This is a genomic window from Roseovarius nitratireducens, assembly GCF_002925845.1.
GTDB lineage: Bacteria > Pseudomonadota > Alphaproteobacteria > Rhodobacterales > Rhodobacteraceae > Roseovarius > Roseovarius nitratireducens.
This window is the reverse complement of record NZ_PDNI01000010.1, coordinates 1-19,434: the sequence shown is the minus strand read 5'-3', so window position 1 is coordinate 19,434 and position 19,434 is coordinate 1. Positions and strand designations below refer to the sequence as shown.

The following is a 19,434-nucleotide window of genomic DNA, read 5'->3' as shown; positions in this document are numbered from 1 at the left end:
CTTTGCGCTCAGATTGCGGCCCAATCGTCGAAGCGGTAAGGCAGGGGCCGCCGGTGCCACGGCGGACGGGGATGGCGCGGATCGGTCTTGCGGCGGGTCATGGCGGGTCTCCTTTTGCCGGGTCCGTGCCGCCAAGGTGGGGCTGGCCGTGCGCGCAAGCCAGAGGCGGTGGGGCGAACGTGAGCGGGTGTGATCGGAGAGGATCGGCCCGGGGCAGGCGCGGCGGATGGCGCCCGCCCCACGGGAACCGCATGTACGACACGGCAGTTTCGTATGATCGAGGATCGGAGTCGGGAAACAGACCTGATATGAAGCAGACCGAGTCCCGAATGTTCAGACGCGGGCACGCGCATGTGCCCCCCGTGTCAGCCCGTGACTTGTCGGCTCGGGAGGCGCGGGGTCAAGTTTTTCTGCCTAGACGTATTCAGTCTGGTATCAGAGGGATGCGACAAGCGTCGTGTCGTGCCGGGCGCAAGGCATGGGGCGGCGCGACGATTTTGGAGCATGAAGAGAACGGCATGACAGCGATAACCCGGCGCGCGGCGATCATGATGGGCGGCCTCGCATGTGCGGCGATTCCGATGCGCAGCCTGGCACAGACACGTTTCAGGTTGGGTCTCACGCCGGTTTTCCTAGACAATGACGCGGTGATCATCGACCGGCTGCGCCACGTGCTGTCGGCGGCCATGGGGCGCGAGATAGAGCTTGTGCAGAAACGCACCTACGAGGAAGTGACGGGCCTGTTGCTGGAGCGCTCGCTCGACGCGGCGTGGCTGTGTGGGTATCCATACCTGCAGCACCGGGAGGCGCTCGCACTGGTGGCGGTGCCGGTCTGGCGGGGCAGGCCGCTCTATCAATCCTACCTGATCGCCGGCCAGGGCGTCGCGGCCGATAACCTCTCTGATCTGCGCGGGGCGACGCATGCGTTCTCCGATCCCGACAGCAATTCCGGCTACCTGGTCACGGCAAGCGATCTGATCGCCATGGGCACGCGGCCCGAGCAGTGGTTTTCGCGGGCGATCTTTACCTACGGGCACCGCAACGTGGTGCGCGCGGTGGCCGACGGGTTGGTGCAGTCGGGCAGCGTGGACGGCTATGTCTGGGAGGCGCTGGCCACGGTGGAGCCGGACCTGACACGGCGAACCCGCGTCATCGGCAAGTCGGAATGGTTGGGCTTTCCGCCCGTCTGCGCGCGCAAGGACACCGAGAACGCGGAACCGGTGCGTGCGCTGCGCGAGGCGCTTCTGGGACTGTCGCGATCAGACGCCGGACGCGCGGCGTTGGCGGCCCTGCAACTGGACGGGTTTCAGACAGCCCCCGAGGGCTTGTTTGGCGGCATAGCCACCCGAATGCGCCTGCTGGAAACCTGAATGGCCCGGGTCCTGCGTCCTCTGCCGCTATCGCTCAGGCTGCCCCTGCTCGGGGCGGCGCTGATGGTGCTGGTGGGGGTTGTCGCGTCGCAACAGGTGCTGTCGGCGCTGGGCCGCGTGCAGGACGCCCGGCTGCGCGAACTGGCGGCGATGCATGTCGAGGGGCTGTCGGTGGCGTTGGGGCCGCTGGTCCTGCGCCGTGACATCTGGGAAGTTTATGACACGCTTGATCGCGCCGGGCGCGAGAGCGAGGGTCGGCGCATGGTCCTGACGGCCGTGGCCGATGAGGCGGGCCGGGTTCTGGCCGCGACCGACCCGCGGCGCGTACCGGTAGATAGCGCGATCGAGCGGGTTGCCCAAGGGGCGGTGCCGCTCGACCAACTGTCGGTGGGCGCGTCCGAGAGCACGGTCCGCCTGATTGCGCCGCTCGATTACCAGGGCCGGTCGGTGGGTCGCATCGTCACGGAACTGGATGTGTCCGATCTGCAGAGCGAGCGCCGGCGCGCCCTTTGGTTCCTGCTGGCGGGCAACGCGCTTGCGACCGCCTTTCTCGCGGGGCTGGGATATCTCGCGATGCGGCAGATGCTGCGGCCCGTCTCGACCCTGGCGCAGCAGATGGCCGGGGCAGAGGGCGAGCCGCAGCCCATCGCCGAGACGGACGTGCCGCGCGGCGATGGCGAGCTTGCCCGACTGGCGCGCACCTATAACAGCATGGTGCATGACGTCGCCGCGAAATCACAATTCGAACGTCGGCTTGCCGAACGTGAACGCTTCGTGGCCCTTGGGCGGCTGTCGTCGTCGCTGGCGCACGAGATCAACAACCCGCTGGGCGGGCTGTTGAACGCGACGGATACCATCCGGAAATTTTCCAACCGGCCCGAGGTCGTGACGGCATCCGCCGAGTTGCTGGAACGGGGCCTGCGGCACCTGCGGGACGTGGCGCGTGTCACGCTGGACCAGAACCGCCTGGAACAAGAGGGAACCCCGCTTTCACCCGATGATTTCGAGGATGTCCGGCTGCTGATCCTGCCCGAGCTCAAGCGGATGGAACAGCGCATCGACTGGTCTGCGCCAGAGGATCTGACGGGCTGTGCGGCCTTGCCCGCCGCGCCCGTTCGACAGATCATGCTCAACCTGTTGCTCAATGCCTCGGCGGCGACCGGACCCGAGGGCGGCGTCGCGCTTCACGCCCTGCTGGACGATGCCGGCCTGGAAATCGACATTTCCAACAGCGGCCCGCCCATGTCCGAGGCGGCGCGGGCACGGCTGCTGAGCGATGAGGCGCTGGCACCGGGCGGTGGCGTCGGCCTGCGGCTGGTGCGCGATCTCGTGAAGGATCTGGGCGGCAGGATCGAACTTGCGCGCGCAGACGGGCAGACGACGGTGCGGGTATTCCTGCCGGCTCGGGAAGGTGCGACCGATGCTTGACGGCCGCCGCATCGTTCTGGTCGAGGATGACGAGATCATGGGCGGCTCGCTCTTGCAGCGGCTGGAGCTGGAGGGCGCGCAGGTGCTGTGGCTGAAGCAGATGCACCGTGCGCTGGGTGCGATCCGCACGCCTCAGCGCGGCATCGACGCGGTGATCTGCGATATCGCCCTGCCGGACGGTACCGGCGAAGACCTGTTCATCACGCTCTGCCGCACCACCACGCCGCCGCCGTTCCTGTTCATCACCGGGCAGGGCGGCATCGAGCAGGCGGTGCGCCTGATCAAGTCGGGAGCGGCGGATTACATCACCAAGCCGTTTGACATGTCGGTGTTCCTGGACCGCCTCGCGCAGCTTCTGGCCCCGGGAGAGACGCAGGAATTTCCCCCGATTCTCGGGGTTTCCGGGGCCGCGCAGCGGGTCGAGGCGTTGATCGTGCGCGCGGCTGAGAACGCCGGGCCGGTCCTGATCCGGGGCGGGCCCGGGTTGGGCAAGGACCTTGTCGCGCGCCGTATCCACGAGTTGTCAGAGCGCCGGGCCGCGCCCTTCATCTCGGTGAACCTCGCGCGCGAGGGCGATCCCGAGGCGGCGCTCTTCGGGCAGGATGGCGCGTTCCGGAGGCTGGGCGAGGGCACGCTGTTCGTCAACGCGATCAGCCGCCTGCCGCTGCCGCTTCAGCGGCGGTTGGGCGAGGAGATCGAGCAGGGGATCGAGGGGCGCCTCGTCACCGCCTGCGGCACCGATCTGGAGGCGCTGGTGCAACAGGGCGCGTTCGACACCGAACTGCATTACGGCATGGCGCGGATGGAGATACCGATACCACCCCTCGGCACCCGCCCCGAGGACGCGGTATGGTTGCTGGAGCAACTGTTTCAACGGCTCGCGCCCGCCAAGGCCCCCGATGTCACCGGGATCGGCGCGCTGTGCCTGGAGGCGGCGCGCGACCACGACTGGCCCGGCGGCGGGCGCGAGGTGCGGGCGCGGCTGGTGCGCGGGTTGTCGCTGGCGCGCGGCACGCTGTTGCAGCCCGCCGACCTGTTTCCCGAGCGTCAGGCGGGGGAGGACGGCATCAAGAGCCTCGCCGAGGTGCGCGAAGCCGCCGAGCGCGCGCAGATCATCGCCGCGCTGGAGCGCAGCGGCGGACAGGTGGGCGCGGCGGCGCGGATGCTGGGCATCGCGCGAACAACGCTGTGGGAGAAGATGCAGCGCTACGGGCTATCGTGACGCGCCCGCGCCGCGCGGCCTGTTCGGATTTCCGAACATCTGAAATTCCTCATATTTTTCAAGGTTTAGCCGCGTCGCAGAATAGGCGCCAAGGCTGTCGTGGCTTGCGCGTGGAGGCCCTATCCTTGTTGCCATAGCAAGGGAGGAGCCAAGCCAATGAAATGTAATCGACTGGTCGATGCGGGCCGTCGTCAGTTCCTGCGCGGGGGCCTTGGGGCCACGGCGGGCGCTGCGGCGAGCGTTGTCATGGGAACGAGCGACGCCAAGGCGCAGACGGCGCTCGCGCGGGTGGACTATCCCGCAAACCGGCTGGCCAACGTGGCCGACCTGGCCGTGAACGAGCCGGTGGACGTGGCCTATCCGGATGCCGACAGCCCCGGTGTCCTGCTCAAGCTGGGGCAGGCGGTCGACGGTGGCGTGGGCCCCGATGGCGATATCGTCGCCTTCTCGGTCCTGTGCCCGCACAAGGGCTGGTATCTGAGCTACAACGGCGAGGATCGCACCTTCAATTGCCCCGGCCACCATTCGCGCTTCGATGCCGAGGCGGGCGGACAGCAGGTCTGGGGCCATGCCACCAACAACCTGCCGCAATTCGTGCTGCGCGTCGACGGCGCCGGCGACATTTATGCCGAGGGCGTGGACGAGCTGATCTACGGTCGCCTGTCCAACACGCTCTGAGGGAGGAAATTCAATGGCTTACAAGAGACAAGTGGACCGTCTGCCGATCATTCCCGCGGACGCCAAGGAACATAACGTCACCTGCCATTACTGCATCGTCGGATGCGGCTACAAGGCCTACACCTGGCCGATGAACAAGCAGGGCGGCACCGCGCCGAACCAGAACAAGTTCGGCGTCGATCTGTCCGAACAGCAGTTCCAGGACACAGAGGCGTGGTATGCGCCCTCGATGTACAACATCGTCAAGCAGGACGGGAAGGACGTGCAACTCGTCGTCAAGCCGGATGCGAATTGCGTCGTCAATTCCGGGCTCGGCTCGATCCGTGGCGCGCGCATGGCCGAGAACCGGCCCTCCGATGTCTCCGGCACGCAGCTTCAACGCCTGAGCGATCCGCTCGTGTGGCGCAACGGGACATGGCAGCCGACATCGTGGGACGACGCGCTCGACCTCGTCGCGCGGGTCACGGCGCGGGTGGTGACCGAAGGCTCGGAGGACGATCTCGTCGTGTCGATGTTCGACCATGGCGGCAGCGCCGGCGGATATGAAAACACCTGGGCCACCGGCAAGCTCTATTTCGAGAGCATGAAGGTCAAGAACTGCCGTATCCACAACCGCCCGGCCTATAATTCCGAGGTGCATTCGACCCGCGACATGGGGGTGGGCGAGCTCAACAACAGCTATTCCGATTACGAGATCACCGACACGATCTTCATGATCGGGGCCAATTCGATGGAGACGCAGACCAATCTCTATCTCAACCACATGGTGCCCGGCCTTCAGAACGGCGCCAAGTTCATCATGGTCGATCCGCGCCGCACCGTCACCGTGCATTCCTCCGAGCAATGGGCGGGCAAGGAGAACGTGCTGCACCTCGCGATCAACGAGGGCAGCGACATGGTGCTGTTCAACGCCATCCTGACACATATCGTCGATCAGGGCTGGACGGATGACGACTTCATCGCCGCCTCGACCTTTCAGGGCAGCGAGGCGGTGGCGCAGGACAGTGCCCATCCCGCAAGCCTGGGCAGTCTCGATCATGCGATGCAGGACTGCCGGACGTCGCTGGATGAGGCGGCGGAGATCTGCGGTGTGGCCGCGGCCGACATCCAAAAGGCCGCCGAATGGATCGCCAAGCCGCATGACGATGGCAGCCGCCGCAAATGCGCGACGGCCTACGAGAAAGGCATCATCTGGGGCAATGACAACTATCGCACCATCGGCGCGCTGGTGAACATCGCGCTGGCCACCGGCAATGTGGGCCGCGAAGGCGGCGGCGTGTGCCGTCTGGGCGGGCACCAGGAGGGCTACTATCGCCCCGCCGATGGCCATGTGGGCCGTCCGGCGGAATATGTCGACCAGTTCCTGATCCGGGGTCTGGGCGGGGTGCACCATATCTGGGCCTGCGACCACCACAAGACCACGCTCAACGCCGCCGAGTTCAAGCGCGCGCACAAGCGCCGCGCGGACATGGTCAAGGACGCGATCGACGGTGCTGCGGGCGGCACGCGCGAGCAGGTGGTCGATGCGATCGTCTCGGCGATCAGTGCGGGCGGCCTCTTCGTGGTGGATGTGGACATCATCCACAGCCAGATCGGTCAGAACGCGCATGTCATCCTGCCCGCCTGCGAATCGAACGAGATGAACCTCACCTCGATGAACGGCGAGCGGCGGTTGCGTCTCAGCGAGCGCTACATGGACCCTTACGGCAATTCGCGTCCCGACTGCCTGATCGCCGCCGGGATCGCGCAGCACATGGAGCGCGTCCTGCGCGAGATGGGCGAAGAAGCCTATGCCGACCAGTTCCAGGGCTATGACTGGCAGACCGAGGAAGACGCCTTCATGGACGGGTACAATGCGGGCAATCCCGAAGTGACCTATGAGCGGCTCCGCGCGGCGGGCAACAACGGCGTGCAGGAGCCGGTCAGCGGCTACGAGAACGGTGCGCTTGTCGGCACCGAGCGGCTCTATGCGGATGGCACGTTCGACCGGCACGGGCGCGACGACGGCAAGGCGCTGTTCTGTGCCGCCGGGTGGCGCGGCTGGCAGGCGCCGGGCAAGGCCCGCGAGAAGGCCGCGCACAAGTACTGGATCAACAACGTCCGTGCCAATATCTTCTGGCAGAACCAGTTCCTCGACCAGAAGAACCAGTTCATCCAGGACCGCTTCCCGTATCCGTTCATCGAGATGAACCCCGATGACATGGTCGAGGAAGGGCTCAACCCCGGAGACCTGATCGAGATCATCAACGACAATGGTGTGACGCAGGGCATGGCCTATCCCACGGCCACCGCCAGGCGCGGACAGGTCGCGATGGTCTTCGGCTCACCCGCGGGCAGCCAGGGCAACGTCGTCAACCCCGGCACCAACGAACTGGTGCTGCCCAACTACAAGCATTGCTGGGGCGACATCCGCAAGATATCGAACGCCACGCATGAAACGGCAGGCATCACGTTCAAGTCGAAGGAAGTCACGCTCTGACCGGCTGAAACAAGAAACGCCCGCCCCGCGTCACGGGGCGGGCGCTCGATCGTCGGGGCGACAGCGGGCCGGGTCTTGACGCCCGGGAACGCGACATTCGGATCCTCCTCGAAAGTTGCAGGCAAGCGCCGTTCGAGGTTCTGGGGACGTTCACTGACATCGAAACAGGGCGAAGGCGGACCGCCCTCAACTTCGTGCGGCGATGGAGTTACCCCGCCGCGAGGGCGCCGCCCTGCCGGTGGCCAGGCTTGACCGGATCAGCCGTTCGGTGGCGTTCACCGCTGGGGTGTTGAAGGATAATTGTGCCAGCTACATCTTCCGAGGCGCGTGCGCCGATTTTTCTTACATCAAGGCAGCCCCAACCGGTTTGCCGACCGAGGTGCGGCAGGGGGCAATTGCGCGCAAGCTGAATGATTTGCTTGGATAGTGCCTACATGAACCCGGAGGTCTACGCGATGCATCCGCTAAGATATTGATTTTAAATGGAGGCGAGTACCGGAATCGAACCGGTGTACACGGATTTGCAATCCGCTGCGTAACCACTCCGCCAACTCGCCCCGATGTGGTGGCGTTTCGGTTATCCCATCCACTTCTTCGGTGCAAGAGGGACCGAGGTGTTTTGCCGGTAGGGGGCGCAGGGAGATTGCCGCCATGCGGCAGATGTGTCAGAACCCCCTCATGGATTCATCAAGACGAGAGTTCCGCCGATGACCGATTTCACCGCGCGCCGCACCATGATGGTGGATACGCAGGTCCGCCCCTCGGACGTGACCAAGTTCCCGATTATCGACGCCATGCTGCGCGTCCCGCGCGAGGCCTTCGTTCCGGCACGGATGCGCGAGGTGGCCTACCTGGGCGAGAATCTCGATCTCGGGGCCTCGCGGGTCGTGCTGGCGCCGCGGACGCTGGCCAAGATGCTCGACGCGCTCGATATCGAGGGGGACGACCTGGTACTCGATATCGGCCCGGCGCATGGCTATTCGGCGGCGGTCATCGCGCGGCTGGCCGAGGCCGTCGTCGGGGTCGAGGACGATCCCGCGCTGGTCGAAGAGGCGCAGCGCGCGCTGGGCGATGCCGGCGCCGACAACGTGGTGATGGTCGAGGGCGCATTGTCCGCCGGGGCACCGGATCATGGTCCCTACGACGTAATCCTCGTCGAGGGCGCGGTCGAGCACCTGCCCGAGGCGATCACCGGGCAGCTCAAGGAGGGCGGGCGCATCGCGTGCCTGTTTTCCGAGGATGCGCTGGGCGTGATACGCATCGGCTACAAGATCGACGGCCGGATGAACTGGCGCGACGCGTTCAACGCCGGCGCGCCGGTGCTGCCCGGGTTCGAGCGTCACGCGGCATTCACGTTGTGAGCGGAAAGGGGCAGGAGGCACCGGGAATGACGATGAGGCAGCTGTTGCGGTGGAGTTTTGTCGCGGTCCTGGGGGTGGCTTGCCTGGGCGCGCAGCCAGGCGCCGCGCGGGCCGAGACGCTGGCGGATGCGCTCGTCTCCGCCTACGTCAATAGCGGGCTTCTGGAGCAGAATCGCGCGCTCTTGCGCGCGGCGGACGAAGATGTTGCGCAATCGGTTGCCAACCTGCGTCCCATCATCGAATGGACCGCGGATGTCACGCGCGATTTCTCGCAGGCGGGTTCCAGTCTGCTGACGCGCAATTCCGGCGAGACGACCGCCAATCTCGGCATCGTCGGCTCGCTGCTGCTCTATGATTTCGGGCGCAGGGATTTTCTGACCGAGGCGGGGAAGGAAACCGTGCTGGCCACGCGCGAGGTGTTGCGCAGCGTCGAGCAGGACGTGCTGCTGACCGCTGTGCAGGCCTACATGAATGTGATCCGCAACCGTGAATTCGTCCTGTTGCGGCGCAACAACCTGAGGCTTCTGGAGGAAGAGTTGCGCGCCGCGAGCGACCGGTTCGAGGTCGGCGAGGTCACGCGCACCGATGTGGCGCAGGCCGAGGCGGCGGTGGCACTGGCGCAAAGCGGCCTGGCGGCCGCTGAGGGTGATTTCGAGCGCGCCGTCGAAGAATTCCGCGAGGCCATCGGGCGCGGCCCCGGCGATCTGCGCACGCCGGGCGATCTGCCGCAACTGCGCAGTAACGTTGCTGCGGGCAAGGCGGCGGCGATGCGTCGCCATCCCGACGTCCTGGAGGCGCAGCGCAACGTTACGGTGTCCGAGCTCAACATGCAGGCCGCCGCGGCGGCCAAGCGGCCCACGCTCAACCTGACCGGGCGGCTGGGCACCACCAACGACCTTGCCGATTCCGAGTTTACACGTTCGGGCAGCGTGGGGCTGGAACTGCGCGGACCCATCTACGAGGGCGGGCGGCTCACATCGCGCGAGCGGCAGGCGCGGGCGCAGCGCGATCAGCGGCTGGCACAGCTTCATCTCGCCGGGCTTCAGGTCAAGCAGGACGTGGGCAACGCCTTTGCCAACCTGCGTGCTGCCCGGGCAAGGCGCGAGGCCAACCGCGAGGCGGTGCGCGCCGCGCGGGTCGCCTTCGAGGGGACGCGCGAGGAGGTGAAGCTCGGCGCGCGTACCACGCTCGACGTGCTCGACGCCGAGCAGGATCTGCTCGATGCCGAGGCCAGTCTCATCTCGGCCAACGCCGACGTCGTGATCGCGGCCTATGCGGTGCTCGCTTCAATGGGGGATCTAACGGCGCGCGACCTCAACCTCGGGGTCCGGACCTACGATCCGGCGGCGTATTATGACCTGGTCAAGACCGCCCCGGTACCCTTGAGCCCACAGGGCAAGAAGCTCGACCGGGTGTTGCGGGCGCTCGGGAAAAACTGAAAAATTTCCGAATAGGTTGTGCGAATACACCTGCGCGGGTAAACTGCTCGCGAGGCAAGAATGGTAACAGGCATGTCGGACCCGGTCGCAAATGTGGATATCGAGGATGTCCTGTCGTCGATTCGCCGACTCGTGTCGAACGGGCCGGAGAAGGGTGGCAAGGCGTCGAAGCAGGCGCGCGAGGAAGAGCGGCTCGTGCTGACGCCGTCGCAGCGCATTGATGACTCAGAGCCATCGGAGACAGGGGATCGGTCGGATCGCGCGACCTCTGCATTGGCAGGGCTGACCGATGCCCATCCGCCTGAACCCGGGCTGTCGCTTGAGCCCGAGCCCGAGCCCGAGTCCGAGGAACGCGGCGTGGAAGATGACGTTGCCGATGTTCTGTCAGGGGCCGATGCCGCGACCGATACCGATACCGTAGCCGAGGACGATATTGCCGCGTTGTCGCTGACACTGTCTGACCAGGGCGGGGATGCGCAGGCCGACGCTATGCCCGGCGCGGGCGAGACCGATGGCGGCAAACCCGAAGACGGGATCGGGACCGACACCCACACCGAGGACGAGAACGATGACGAGGACGCCGCGCTTGAGGGGATAGCCGCGATGTTCGCCCGGCATGAATCGACCACGCCGAGCGCGTGGGAGCCCGATGGCGACGATGAGGATGCCTTTGCCGATCATGCGGCGGCCCCGTCGCTTGAATGGCGCGATGTCGATGATACCGACGAGGACGATGGATACGACAAGATCCTCGCCGGTCCGGATCATCCCGAAGAGACAGAGCCGCGCGAGGAGGGTCGCGCGTTTGCCCGCGACCGGGATGCCGAGGTGCGCGAGGCGGAAGACAACGCCTTTGCCATCGACGACGAGGCCCTGCTCGACGAGGAGGCGCTGCGCGACCTCGTGGCAGAGATCGTGCGCGAGGAACTCATGGGCACGCTGGGTGAGCGGATCACCCGCAACGTGCGAAAGCTGGTGCGCCGCGAGATCCACCGCGCCCTCAACTCTCAGGATTTCGACTGATCCTCCGGCGGGATCACCGGCTCTGCCGCGAGCGACAGCAGCCAATCCACGTCGAGATGCGTCTCCAGGTGTCGGGCGAGCGCGTCGAGCGTGGCATCGACCGCTTCCTCATATAGCAAATCCGATACCGCGCCGAGATCGGCCAGGTATGCGGCGCGAAACGCGTCCTCGGCGAAAAGCCCGTGCAGGTAGGTGCCCTGAACCCGACCATCGGGCGATTGCGCGCCTTCGCGCCGGTCGCCCACGCACAGCCAGCCGCGTTCGCAATCGGGGCCGAGGGTTTCGCCCAGATGTATCTCGTAGCCCCGCACCGGCGTGCCCGAGGGCTCGTGCCGCGCCTCGGTGAGGCCCAGCCGCTTGTGCGGTTGCAGCACCGTCTCGACATCGAGATGGCCCAGCCCTTCGACCGCGCCGGGCGGGCCTTCGATCCCGTCGGGGTCGGCGACGCGGCGGCCCAGCATCTGGTAGCCGCCGCAAACGCCCAGCACCCGGCCCCTGCGCCGGACATGGGCGGCAAGGTCGATATCCCAGCCATTGGCGCGGAAATCCTCCAGGTCGGCGATGGTGGATTTGCTGCCCGCGACAAGGATCAGGTCGGCATCGGCGGGCAGGGGACGGCCCGGCGGGATGATATCCAGCGTGACGCCCGGCTCGCCCGCAAGCGGCGTCAGATCGTCGAAATTGGCGATCCGGCCTAGCTGCGGCACGGCGATGCGGCAGGCCCCGCCCCGCGACGAGGCAAGGTCCTGCACGTCCTCGGGCGGCAGGCGCCAGGCGTGCTCGAACCACGGCACCACGCCCAGCGAGGGCCAGCCGGTGCGCCCGGCGATGGCGCGTTCGCCGTCCGCAAAAAGCGAGATGTCGCCTCGGAACTTGTTGACCGCGAAGCCCCGGATCATCGCCGCATCGTCGGGATCGAGCACCGCCTGCGTGCCGACGATCTGCGCGATCACCCCGCCGCGGTCGATATCGCCAACGAGGATCACCGGAACCCCGGCGGCGCGGGCAAATCCCATGTTTGCGATGTCACCGGCGCGCAGGTTGATCTCGGCGGGGCTGCCCGCGCCCTCCACGATGATCAGATCGGCGCTACGGCCAAGCCGGGCAAAGCTGTCGAGCACCGCACCCATCAGGCGCGGCTTTTCCCGCGTGTAGCCCCACGCGCCGAGGCGTCCCACCGGGTGGCCCTGCACGATGACCTGCGCGCCGTGCGCGCCCTCGGGCTTGAGCAGCACGGGGTTCATGTCGGTCAGGGGGGTGCGTCCCGCCGCGCGGGCCTGTAGTGCCTGCGCGCGCCCGATCTCGCCGCCATCCCCGGTCACGGCGGCGTTGTTGGACATGTTCTGCGGCTTGAACGGCGCGACGCTGATCCCGCGCCGCAGGCAGGCCCGCGCCAGCCCCGCCACCAAGAGCGACTTGCCGACATTCGAGCCGGCCCCCTGGATCATGATCGCGCGCGTCATGCGGCCATCCCCGCCTGCGGCAAAGCAAAGGCCCCGCCGCGTGCGACGGGGCCGGATCGGCGATCTTGCGCCGTGACGCTCAGGCGGCTTCGGCCTGCGCTGCGGCGTGGCGGCGCTCGCTTTCCTCGCGCGACAGCGCGACCGAGGTGCGCACCCCCTTGCCGACGAATTCCATCAGCCCGGAGACCACGCGCTCGTTGGGGTCGATCCCGGCACAGGACAGCACCTCGCGCCCATCGCGCGAGCGCGCCCAGCGGGCGATCTGCTCGGGGCCATTGCCGTATTTCTTGTCATCGGCGATGGCGTCATCGAGCGCGGCCAGAACCACGGCCGCAAAAAGTTTACGCGCACGGTTTCCCTGTTCGGCGTTGAAAGCCGTGCCATCAACGAAATCCTTCATGCTTCGTCCTGTTCTTATTGCTCTTGCGTTTCGGGCGTGACGGCGGTTATGACGCGTTTTGATCGATTCGGATAGAGCGTAGATGCATAGCATCTATGCAAAATGCGCATGGCTTGCGCGGCCCCGAAACGAAATATGGGTGTCTTGCCCCCGTGCATCACGCGAGATATAGGAGCGCGAGACACGATATCAACCTTTTGACACGGTTCGGACCATGCCCAAGATCAACGGAAACGAGATTCGCCCCGGCAACGTGCTGGAGCATAACGGCGGCCTCTGGGCCGCGGTCAAGGTGGACCACGTCAAGCCCGGCAAGGGCGGCGCCTTCGCGCAGGTCGAGATGCGCAACCTGCGCAACGGGTCCAAGCTCAACGAGCGGTTCCGCAGCGCCGACAAGGTCGAGCGCGTGCGCCTCGAACAGAAGGATCAGCAGTTCCTCTACCAGGAGGGCGAGAACCTGATCTTCATGGATACCGAGACCTACGAACAGATCCAGCTTCCCGCCGAAATCCTCGGTGAGCGCCGCCCCTTCCTGCAGGACGGCATGACCATCACGGTAGAGTTCCACGAGAGCGAGGCGCTCAACGCGTCGCTGCCGCAAAAGGTCACCTGCCGCGTGGTCGAGACAGAGCCGGTGGTCAAGGGCCAGACCGCCGCCAACAGCTTCAAGCCTGCCGTGCTCGACAACGGGGTAAAGGTGATGGTGCCGCCCTTCGTCGGCCAGGACGAGGACATCGTCGTCAACACCGAGACGATGGAATATGCCGAGCGCGCCTGAGCGCGACCTGCCCTAACGCCCCTAACGCCCCAACTCGGCCAGCGTCAGCGGGCAGGGAATGCCGTCGTAAAACACGTCGAGGATCGCGCGAAACTCCGGCCCGCCGCCGGCGGCGTCGAATAGGGTGGTCGAGGACCGCAGCTTGAGCGCATCCGTCCTCCCGAGGATCGCCTCCGGGCTTTCGCCCTCATGAGAGAGCATGGCGCGCGCGGCCTCGATCAGGCGCGGCCCGAGCACTGGATGCGCGAGATAGTCCCGCGCCTCCTCCAGCCCCGCGATCCCGTAATACTTTGCCGTGGCCGACCGGCCGAGCGCGGAGAGTTGCGGAAAGATGAACCACATCCAATGCGTCATCTTCGCCCCCGCGCGAAGCTCGGCCAGCGCGGCGGGCCAACTGCCCTCCTGCGCCTTGACAAAGCGAGAGAGCTCGGAATCGGGCGTCATTGCCTCAGCATAACGCGGGGCAGGGCGGTTCGTCCAGATGGCTGGCCCAGCCGGGCCGCGCCTATGGGCAACAAGAGGCACCGCCGGGCGGGGCGTGGGGCGAGAGGAATGCGCTACGCTATGGCGAAGTTGCTGGCGGAGTACGCGATAGTGGGATGGCACCACCAATACCGTCCGGTCGAGCACATCGCCCGGATCCTGATCCTGACCGAATGGAGCAAACAGCGCGCGGTGGGAATCAGCGCCGCAGGCGCGCCGTGGCGCGGCGTTCCACCCCGCCTGTCGGGATGGCAATGCAATCGCCGTCCAGCGGTCGACCATCCACCTCAAGCTCAACGCGACCGGAGCCGATCCGGTCGGGATCTTCGATGGTAATGATCAATATCCCGTCCGGGCCCTTTACCCTGACCTCTGCACCGCCCCAGTTCCTGGGGAGCCGCGGGGCGATCCTGACAGCACCGCGCTGGAGGCTCAGGCCGAGAATTCCCTCGACGGCGAGTTGCCATGTCCAGCCTGCGGCGCCTGTGTACCATGTCCAGCCGGCCTGACCGATCCCGGGTTCGGCACCGCGCACGTCGGCCGGCACGACATAGGGTTCCGCCCGGTAGAGGTCGGCCCTGATGAGGTCGTCGGTGCGGCGGATGGGGTTGATGAAATCGAAAATGCGATGGGCCTCATCGCCATTGGCCAGCCGTGAATGGGCCAGACCCAGCCAGGCCGCCGCATGCGTATACTGGCCGCCATTTTCCCGCACACCCGGCGGATAGGCGCGGATATAGCCCGGATCGCGCGGTGTCCGGTCGAAAGGCGGCGTCAACAGACGCACCAGCCGCGCATCATCATCGACGAGGCGCCCGGTTGCGGCAGCGACGGCCATGGCGGTTCGATCCGAAGAGGGGCCGCCGGCGAGTGCTGCCCAGGACTGCGATATGCTGTCGATCTGGCATTCGTCCGACGTCTTCGAGCCCCATGGCAGGCCGTCATCGGCAAACGCCCGCGCGTACCATTCGCCATCCCAACCCGCCGCGTCGGCAGTCCGGCGCAGATCATCGGCGCGTACCTTCCAGATGTCATGGAGGTCGTTGCGTCCGGTTTCCGAGGCAAGGCCAGCGAAGGTGTCGGCGCAGACAGCCGCGAACCATCCGAGCCACACGCTTTCGCCACGCCCTTCGCTGCCTACCCTGTCCATGCCATCGTTCCAGTCCCCGGTGCCGATCAGTGGCAGTCCATGAGCGCCCTTCGTGACGCCGCGATCCATTGCCCGCCGGCAATGCTCGAAGAGCGAGGCGCGCTCCGCGCCCGCCTCGAACAGGGCGTAGCGGTCTTCCTCGTCAGCCCCCAGCGGCGGGGCGGACAGAAACGGGATTTCCGCGTCGAGGATAGAGGTGTCCCCGGTGGCCGTTACATATCGGCCGGTTGCATAGACCAGCCACAGCAGATCGTCCGAGCAGCGTGTTCGCACACCTCGGCCCAGAGGGGGATGCCACCAATGCAGCACATCGCCCTCCTCGAACTGCCGCGCCGCACAATCCAGAATGTGCGCCCGCACGCGTTGCGGCTCGGAAAACAGCAGCGCCATCATGTCCTGAAGTTGGTCACGGAAACCGAAGGCGCCCCCGGCCTGCTGGAACCCGGCGCGCGCGAAGATGCGCGATGCAAAGGTCTGGTTGAGGAGCCAGCGATTGACCATGAGGTCGAAAGCCGAGTCGGGGGTGGTAACCCTGACGGCGCCGAGCCGACGCTGCCAGACGGCATCGTTTTCGACAAGTGCCTGTTTGGCCGTCTCGACGTCACCCCAATGTACCGCGAGGCGCGCCGCTTCGGCGGGATCGCTTCCGTCACCAAGCACGAAGACGACCTCCTCTGTCGCACCGGCGGCCAGGTCGATATGGACTTGGAATGCTGCGCAGGGGTCGGCGACATCGCTGAGCACGCCGTCGAGTCCCCAGGCCGTGAGGCCGGTCGGTCGGGCCGGATCACCCTGCCGACCGAGGAACGCCCCGCGGTCACAGGTCAGGCTGTGCGGTGGCCGACTGGCGGCGAGAAACGCCGTGCGGTTGCCGAACTCGGGATTCCAGCCATTGCGTGCGATCAGCGCCCGACTTTCGAAATCGAAACCGCAAACCACATGTGGCCGCGCGGTACTGGACATCGACCCAAGCAACCATTGGGCATAGTAGGTGACCGTAAGCCGCCGGTCACGATTGCCGGGATTGGTTAGGGTCAGCAGCGCCAGCTTCACAGGAGCATCGGGCGGGACGAAGACAGTGAGGCGCTGTTCGAGACCTTCTTCGTGGCGCTGCCAGGTCGTCGCGCCCGCGCGGTGGCGGATCTGGCAGGTCGCATCGCCCCCGGCAGGCAGCGGGGTCGGTGTCCAGATATGCGCTGTTTCCTCATCGCGCAGATAGAGCGCCTCGGACTGCGGATCGGCAACCGGGTCGTTCGAACATGGCGTAAGGCGATGCTCGCCGCTGTTGATGCACCAGCTGAAGCCTAGCCCCGCTTCCGAGACGATGGTGCCGAAGCTCTCATTACCCAGCACGTTGCACCACGGTGCTGGCGTCACCTGTCCACCCTCCAGGTGGATTTCATAGTCGCCCTCTGTCGGGGTGAACCCACCGAGAGAATTGTCGAAGGCGAGGTTTTCCGGGCGCATGAGGGGCGGCGCGGGTACAGGATCAGACGGTGGTGCGCCGACCGGCTGGAAACGTGGCGGCGCGGTGCGTCCCGATCGCGGCGGTGTCACCGCCTGGATCAGTGATGTGGCCGCTCCGTCAAGAGACACCCGGGCCGTGGCCTCGAGCGTCCGGCGCTCGGCTGCATCGAACCGGTCCGCCGCCAGAAGATGAATGCCCCCCGGCCCGCCCAGACCCTGGGGTGCGTTCGCGTCGCGAAGAGCGGCAAACAGCAGGTCGCGGATTGGCTCCTGATAGCCTGAAGCGCCTTCGCGCAGGATCACCAGGTCCGCACGAAGGCCATGCCTCAGCCACCATTGATGCGCCCGGATGATGATCGGCAGAAGCTGTGCATGCGCGTCGTCGACAGCCCGCACAAGGATGATCGGCAGATCGCCGGACAGCCCCATGCTCCAGAGCAGCGGCTGGGCCGGAAGATCCGTCTCCGACGCCGCCGCCAATGCGAGCGGGGGCGGTCGTGGGAAGACGAGATCGTGGCACAGGGCCTGCGCCTCGGCCAGCGCGCGGGAATCGAGCCCGAGGCGTTGCGCTTCGAGCGCGGCTGATCGCTGCGCGTCTTCCATGACCCAGTCGAGTGCCGGCGGGGATGCGTAGCGTTCGGCGATCTCGAGCGCCGTCTCGCGTGAGCCGGCCGCGATCGTCACGAAATCAACCCGTGCGCGTGCCCCGGGCGCCAGGACAACGCGCGCCCGCAGGGCCATGACCGGATCGAGCGTCCATCCGGTGGCACCATCCAGCGGGTCGATCGCGCCCGGTGGCCGTTCGGGGTCGCCGTGCCTGGCGAGAAACCTTCTGCGGTCTGTCTCGAAACCTGCTGGTGTCACCGCGGAATCGCTCGGCAGAAGGCTATGAATGAGGACCGGCGGCTGATCGGCGGGTCGTCTCGGGCGCCGCTTGAAGATTAGCGTGTTCTGGCCATCGAGGCGCTCGCTGTGGACGAAGAGCTTGCTGAAGGCAGGGTGCCGCTCATGAGCGTGCGCAGGCGCAAGCACGACCTCCGCATAGCTTGTCACATCGACCTCGCGTGTCCTGTCACTTTCGTTGGAGAGTGTAACGCGACGGATTTCCACGTCGTCGCCCGGCGCAATCGCGATCTCGAGGTTCATCGACAAACCTTCCGCGCGCTCGTGGAACTCGATCTTGTGGGCATGGAACGTCGTCTCCGACGGTCCGCCCACGCTGCGACCGCCGAGCGAGCGGACCGTCCCTTTTTCGCGCTCGCTGACATAGATGCGCGAGTCTCCGCCACGGTTGACATCGTCGCCCGTCCATCGTGTGAGCGATTGGCCGCGCCACCAGAGCGCCCCGCCTCCGGCGTCGGTTATCCAGGATGCGAGGCTTCCGTTGCCGATGGCATGGAGTTGAGGGCCCGGCTGGTTGCGTGCCGTCCAACCCTGCAGCGCCGGTGTCGGCGTACGTGAAAGGTCGGGCGTCGCGGTCTCAGCATCGGTCGCCTGCTCGGGCGGAAACTCCCACGGAACACGCTCCTGCAGCAGCAGCTCGGTGGCGCGCATGCGCGGCTCGCGACCGAAACGCCTGATCAGTATGTTATCGTTCAGCGCGTTGCCAATGGCGGCGGAAATCATACCTTGGTGGTGGGGGCGTTGTTGCAGAACTATCCCGGTGAAGGATTCACTTCGTGAATCCATGCGGTTACAGAGGCTGCATGAGCAAGCCCCCTCCTGCCCGCTATCGCACGACGAACTGGTCCAGCTACAACGCGTCGCTGCGCAAGCGGGGGGCTCTGCTGATCTGGGTCGACAAGGATATGACCTGGCGCGCGCCGCGTGACGGGCGACCCGGACGGCCAGCGGTGTTTTCCGATGCGGCAATCCAGTTCTGCCTGTCGATCAAAGTGCTGTTCAGGCTTCCCTTGCGCCAGACCGCAGGCATGGTGGCCAGCCTTCTGAAGCTGGCGGGGCTGGACTGGCCGGTGCCGGACTTCTCCACGCTGTGTCGGAGGCAGAAAACCTTGGCCGTTCAGGTTCCGTATCGCCGTGCAGACGAGCCGCTGAACCTGCTCGTGGACAGCACCGGGATCAAGTTCCTCGGCGATGGTGAATGGCAGGCGCGCAAGCACGGCCCGCAGGGCCGTCGCCAATGGCGCAAGGTGCACCTTGCCATGGACCCGGCCACATCCGACATCCGAGCGGTGGAATTCACCCCCAGCCGCGACGGCGACAGCCCCGTGCTGCCAGACCTGCTCGGCCAGGTCCCGGCAGACGAGCCGATCGGCACGGTGACGGCGGATGGCGCCTATGACACGCGCCGTTGCCACAAGGCCATCATCGAACGGGATGCCGTTCCAATCATCCCGATCCGGAAAAACGGCCGCCTGTGGAAGGACGACTGCCCGGCGGCCCGCGCCAGAAACGAGACCCTGCGCGCCACCCGATACTATGGCCGGGCCTTCTGGAAGCGCTGGACGGGCTATCACACCCGAAGTCGGGTCGAAGCGAAAATGCGCTGCCTGAAAGCCTTCGGCGAGCGCATCGCCGCAAGAGACCCCGACCGCCAGACCGCCGAAATCCACATCCGCATCGCCCTCATGAACCGCTTCAACGCCCTCGGCACCGCCGAGATCGTCCGCGTGGCATGACGTCAGCGGGGAAAGGGGCACTCACACCTCAGGCCTGAGTTCTGCAACAATGCC

The 19,434-nt window shown here is 66.4% G+C and carries 15 protein-coding genes and 1 tRNA gene; 11 read left to right on the top strand and 5 right to left on the bottom strand.

Going from position 1 to position 19,434, the window contains the following annotated elements:
* Nucleotides 1–518 precede the first annotated feature (518 nt).
* The 6 genes from CRJ03_RS00605 to CRJ03_RS20055 all read left to right on the top strand — a co-directional run bounded on the left by CRJ03_RS00605 (nucleotide 519) and on the right by CRJ03_RS20055 (nucleotide 7,604).
* A complete protein-coding gene (locus tag CRJ03_RS00605; RefSeq protein ID WP_129590212.1) occupies nucleotides 519–1,370 on the top strand; it encodes a substrate-binding domain-containing protein in 852 nt (283 codons plus the stop codon).
* Nucleotides 1,371–2,798 (top strand): sensor histidine kinase, encoded by a 1,428-nt coding sequence (locus tag CRJ03_RS00600; RefSeq protein WP_104016982.1) that lies wholly within the window; start codon nucleotides 1,371–1,373, stop codon nucleotides 2,796–2,798.
* Complete coding sequence (locus tag CRJ03_RS00595) at nucleotides 2,791–4,020, top strand: sigma-54-dependent transcriptional regulator (RefSeq protein ID WP_104016981.1); 1,230 nt, start codon at nucleotides 2,791–2,793, stop codon at nucleotides 4,018–4,020. Before CRJ03_RS00600 ends, CRJ03_RS00595 begins: the two co-directional genes overlap by 8 nt.
* Nucleotides 4,021–4,176: 156 nt before the next feature.
* Nucleotides 4,177–4,698 (top strand): arsenate reductase (azurin) small subunit, encoded by a 522-nt coding sequence (locus tag CRJ03_RS00590; RefSeq protein ID WP_104016980.1) that lies wholly within the window; start codon nucleotides 4,177–4,179, stop codon nucleotides 4,696–4,698.
* A 13-nt stretch (nucleotides 4,699–4,711) separates the two neighbouring features.
* On the top strand, nucleotides 4,712–7,177 hold the full coding sequence (locus CRJ03_RS00585) for an arsenate reductase (azurin) large subunit (protein WP_104016979.1): 2,466 nt from the start codon (nucleotides 4,712–4,714) through the stop codon (nucleotides 7,175–7,177).
* Nucleotides 7,178–7,379: 202 nt separating this feature from the next.
* A complete protein-coding gene (locus tag CRJ03_RS20055) occupies nucleotides 7,380–7,604 on the top strand; it encodes a hypothetical protein (protein WP_104016978.1) in 225 nt (74 codons plus the stop codon).
* 56 nt (nucleotides 7,605–7,660) lie between these two features.
* Here the strand turns inward: CRJ03_RS20055 and CRJ03_RS00575 are convergent.
* Nucleotides 7,661–7,734: transfer RNA gene (locus tag CRJ03_RS00575), tRNA-Cys, on the bottom strand.
* Between the two features lie 150 nt (nucleotides 7,735–7,884).
* Between CRJ03_RS00575 and CRJ03_RS00570 the strand changes: the two genes are divergently transcribed.
* The 3 genes from CRJ03_RS00570 to CRJ03_RS00560 all read left to right on the top strand — a co-directional run bounded on the left by CRJ03_RS00570 (nucleotide 7,885) and on the right by CRJ03_RS00560 (nucleotide 11,000).
* A complete protein-coding gene (locus CRJ03_RS00570) occupies nucleotides 7,885–8,538 on the top strand; it encodes a protein-L-isoaspartate O-methyltransferase family protein (RefSeq protein WP_104016977.1) in 654 nt (217 codons plus the stop codon).
* 26 nt (nucleotides 8,539–8,564) lie between these two features.
* Nucleotides 8,565–9,977, top strand: coding sequence for a TolC family outer membrane protein (locus CRJ03_RS00565; protein WP_240611510.1), 1,413 nt, complete (start codon nucleotides 8,565–8,567; stop codon nucleotides 9,975–9,977).
* Nucleotides 9,978–10,049: 72 nt separating this feature from the next.
* Nucleotides 10,050–11,000 carry a hypothetical protein gene (locus tag CRJ03_RS00560; protein ID WP_104016976.1) on the top strand — a complete coding sequence of 317 codons (951 nt, stop codon included), beginning with the start codon at nucleotides 10,050–10,052 and terminating at the stop codon, nucleotides 10,998–11,000.
* On the opposite strand, the gene CRJ03_RS00555 is transcribed toward CRJ03_RS00560, so the two are convergent.
* Nucleotides 10,985–12,463, bottom strand: a complete 1,479-nt coding sequence (locus CRJ03_RS00555; RefSeq protein WP_104016975.1) for a cobyric acid synthase — start codon at nucleotides 12,461–12,463, stop codon at nucleotides 10,985–10,987. The two genes, CRJ03_RS00560 and CRJ03_RS00555, sit on opposite strands and share 16 nt — an antisense overlap.
* A 79-nt stretch (nucleotides 12,464–12,542) precedes the next feature.
* Nucleotides 12,543–12,863, bottom strand: a complete 321-nt coding sequence (locus CRJ03_RS00550; RefSeq protein WP_104016974.1) for a DUF6280 family protein — start codon at nucleotides 12,861–12,863, stop codon at nucleotides 12,543–12,545.
* Between the two features lie 214 nt (nucleotides 12,864–13,077).
* Here CRJ03_RS00550 and efp point away from each other — a divergent pair, with 214 nt between their 5' ends.
* Nucleotides 13,078–13,641 (top strand): elongation factor P, encoded by a 564-nt coding sequence (efp, locus tag CRJ03_RS00545; protein ID WP_104016973.1) that lies wholly within the window; start codon nucleotides 13,078–13,080, stop codon nucleotides 13,639–13,641.
* A gap of 21 nt (nucleotides 13,642–13,662) precedes the next feature.
* Here efp and CRJ03_RS00540 read toward each other — a convergent pair whose 3' ends face one another.
* Both CRJ03_RS00540 and CRJ03_RS00535 read right to left on the bottom strand, forming a co-directional pair.
* Complete coding sequence (locus CRJ03_RS00540; RefSeq protein ID WP_104016972.1) at nucleotides 13,663–14,085, bottom strand: DUF1810 domain-containing protein; 423 nt, start codon at nucleotides 14,083–14,085, stop codon at nucleotides 13,663–13,665.
* A 238-nt stretch (nucleotides 14,086–14,323) separates the two neighbouring features.
* Nucleotides 14,324–18,295 (bottom strand): GH36-type glycosyl hydrolase domain-containing protein, encoded by a 3,972-nt coding sequence (locus CRJ03_RS00535; RefSeq protein ID WP_206018272.1) that lies wholly within the window; start codon nucleotides 18,293–18,295, stop codon nucleotides 14,324–14,326.
* A gap of 152 nt (nucleotides 18,296–18,447) precedes the next feature.
* Between CRJ03_RS00535 and CRJ03_RS00530 the strand changes: the two genes are divergently transcribed.
* Complete coding sequence (locus tag CRJ03_RS00530) at nucleotides 18,448–19,380, top strand: IS5 family transposase (protein WP_104016971.1); 933 nt, start codon at nucleotides 18,448–18,450, stop codon at nucleotides 19,378–19,380.
* The last annotated feature ends 54 nt before the right edge of the window (nucleotides 19,381–19,434 follow it).